Annotated in this window: 4 protein-coding genes; 1 reads left to right on the plus strand and 3 read right to left on the minus strand. The window is 40.3% G+C overall.

Annotated elements, in window-relative coordinates:
• A partial coding sequence (locus ELS82_RS26770; protein WP_208733294.1) for a hypothetical protein occupies positions 1-208 on the plus strand: 208 nt, incomplete at its 5' end.
• A 69-nt stretch (positions 209-277) separates the two neighbouring features.
• Here the strand turns inward: ELS82_RS26770 and ELS82_RS24135 are convergent.
• From ELS82_RS24135 to ELS82_RS24145, 3 genes are all read right to left on the minus strand, one after another.
• On the minus strand, positions 278-748 hold the full coding sequence (locus ELS82_RS24135) for a hypothetical protein (RefSeq protein ID WP_134837673.1): 471 nt from the start codon (positions 746-748) through the stop codon (positions 278-280).
• Between the two features lie 155 nt (positions 749-903).
• The gene (locus tag ELS82_RS24140) at positions 904-1,305 is read right to left on the minus strand and encodes a hypothetical protein (RefSeq protein WP_134837674.1); all 402 of its coding nucleotides are present in this window, start codon (positions 1,303-1,305) and stop codon (positions 904-906) included.
• Positions 1,306-1,441: 136 nt separating this feature from the next.
• Positions 1,442-1,999: a cysteine hydrolase family protein gene (locus tag ELS82_RS24145; RefSeq protein WP_134837675.1), complete on the minus strand. Its 558-nt coding sequence runs from the start codon at positions 1,997-1,999 to the stop codon at positions 1,442-1,444.
• Between the last annotated feature and the right edge of the window lie 484 nt (positions 2,000-2,483).

Genomic DNA, 2,483 nt, shown 5'->3' on the forward strand with positions numbered 1-2,483 from the left:
CACAAAACCTAATATTCGTACTGCCTCCATTGAGATTGACGCACGCATGGAAAACGACATACTAAGAATACCAAAAGCACTAAGTAAGTTCGTATTCTTACTTAATACATTCGACTTTGTGCCCAAACTTGAAAAGACAGCTAACGCCGCGTTAAGTGGTGAGCAACGCCAACCACCTTGCCTAAACCATTGTGACATAAACACTTAAAATGAAGAAAGCCGAAAATGCCGAGCGTTGGGAATCCGTCTTGAACGCCTTGTTATGTACGTGTTTCGTTTATTTTGGTTGCCATGGCTCACGCCAACCATGTTCGTTTAAAATTGCCAGCCTTTCGTACAACTGAGAGCTTTGTAGAAAGCCTGAAACAACTAATGACACTTCATTAGACTGACCTGCTGAGCATATTTTAGAATATCCTGAATGGGCAGCCTTGCTTAAACCAAGTATCCAATATTGTATTTCAGATGTAACACTGATGATCTTCGGCTTATTAGTCATTACAGCAACAATTGCGTTATCATTGCTATATTGTCCTTGCCGCTCTAACTCGGAAAGAACACATCGATATAGTACGAAGTCTTTGCTCAACATTGAGCTTCTACTAGTTGTTTCTTTCGAACTCGTATCATTTATAACGTCGCTAGACTTAATTAACTTGTCCAGCCCCTGAAGAGCTTGATGCTTTTCACTAGAAAATGCTGATTGACAAGCTAAAACTAAAGCAAGCCCCAATAGTACTGCTCTCATTGCACCCTCAAATATATATAGTTTTTCTCTAAGTACATAACGCCGCGTTAAGTAGTGAGCAACGCCACCACGAAACCTAACCATACCACCTTAAACACAAAACCCAACGATGGAATGAAAATGCCATGCGTTGGGAATCTGTCTTAAACGCTTTGTTATGCGCCAGTTAAAGTTAACCAATTATCCCTATATTTTTCTAACTCAGGTTTTATTTTCGACACCCCACTCTGCTTAAAAGAACAGCTAAACTTCACTGAACTTCCTTTTAGAGCAAGAGCCTCTTCACGAGACATGATGAATAAATGCTCAGTATTCTTATCCAGTATTACTAACACTAAAAAATCATACCTTTTCTCAACACCTGATATTGAGTTATTAGTATTTTGGTTATACAGATCTGTAGTTTTCACTTGAATTCTAAGAACTCTAGAGCTTTCAAGCACAACTGTAATATCGTAATCTTCTTGGTTCGATTTGATAGCTAGATAAGCTTCAATATCTAACTTTAAAAGTTGAGAAAGCACTAAGTGCTCTCCATATTTTCCAATAAACTTCATGACTTCCTTATTGGCGCATAACGCCAAATTAAGGTGTGAACAACGCTAACCACCCTACTTAAAGCATTGTGCCATAAACACTAAACTGGCTTGAAGTGAAAGCGCCAAGCGTTGTGAATCACTCTTAAATTTATTGTTAGCTTTTCAATCTATCGATGATCTCTGTGTTGGATAATGGAAGTCCGATACCACTATTTACCATGTATCCAAATGATTCATCATGACAACCTTGGTCGTATGAATCGATGCACTCTTGGGCCAATAACAAATGGTAGTCGCGTTGATACGCATCGATTGCAGTGACTCTCACGCATGCATGAGTATTTACACCAGCAATTACAATTTCACTAGGTGACATTTCATTTAAGATTTCATCGAGCTCTGTTTCAAAGAAAGCGCTATAGCGCTTTTTAATAACTTCATGCTCTTCAGGATGTCGAGAAAACTCACTTAATAGCTCGCAGCCGTTAGTACCTTCAATAGTCCACTTTTGAATCGATTGTCGTAACGCTAAATATGTATCAGACAAGTCCTCTTTAAAGACTTGTCGCACCCAGATAATCTTCTGACTTTCTCTACGAAAGGCATGTACCAGCTCGTTCAATGAACGAGTAAATTCCGTTCGTTTTTCAGCGAGTCTACCCTGCTGGAAAAAGTCCTCTTGCATATCAATCACTAGTAGTAATTTAGTCACGATGTTCTCCTAGGAAAGCTAACGCCCAATTAAGTTGTGAGCAACGCTGCCACATTACCTAAACACTTCGCCGTAATCACTAAACAAGTTGAAACCGAAAGCGCCGAGCGTTGCGAATCAGCTTGAATTGTTTGTTATGTTTTACCACAAGTTACTGACTTAATTGAGAAAGAACTGCTATTTCAGGCCAGTTTTCTGAACCAAACCACAAGGCAAGAACCAACTTGGCCGCCAAAAACGACTTACCCAAAACCAGTAATTCCACTTCCCTGCCCAATGAGGCAACCCAGCAAAGCACCAACAAGCGCCCTATCTTTCCAGCCAAAGCGTAAAACAAAGAAGTGGACCCCAATGGTTGGACACATAAGCTAACTTCTTAAGTGGTTGATCCAGCTCATGCAGCGTATCTCTGCCGACCAAAGTAGGCTTCATCAGGGGTGAGGTCATTGAGTCCCTGATGGTTACGCTCCTCATTATAAAACAC

The sequence above is a fragment of the Vibrio ouci genome (genome assembly GCF_004551525.1).
Lineage (GTDB): Bacteria > Pseudomonadota > Gammaproteobacteria > Enterobacterales > Vibrionaceae > Vibrio > Vibrio ouci.

Bases quoted from the DNA above. Each gene is read 5' to 3' on its own strand.
- ELS82_RS24135 (WP_134837673.1), bottom strand. From the start codon at position 748: ATGAGAGCAGTACTATTGGGGCTTGCTTTAGTTTTAGCTTGTCAATCA.
- ELS82_RS24140 (WP_134837674.1), bottom strand. From the start codon at position 1,305: ATGAAGTTTATTGGAAAATATGGAGAGCACTTAGTGCTTTCTCAACTT.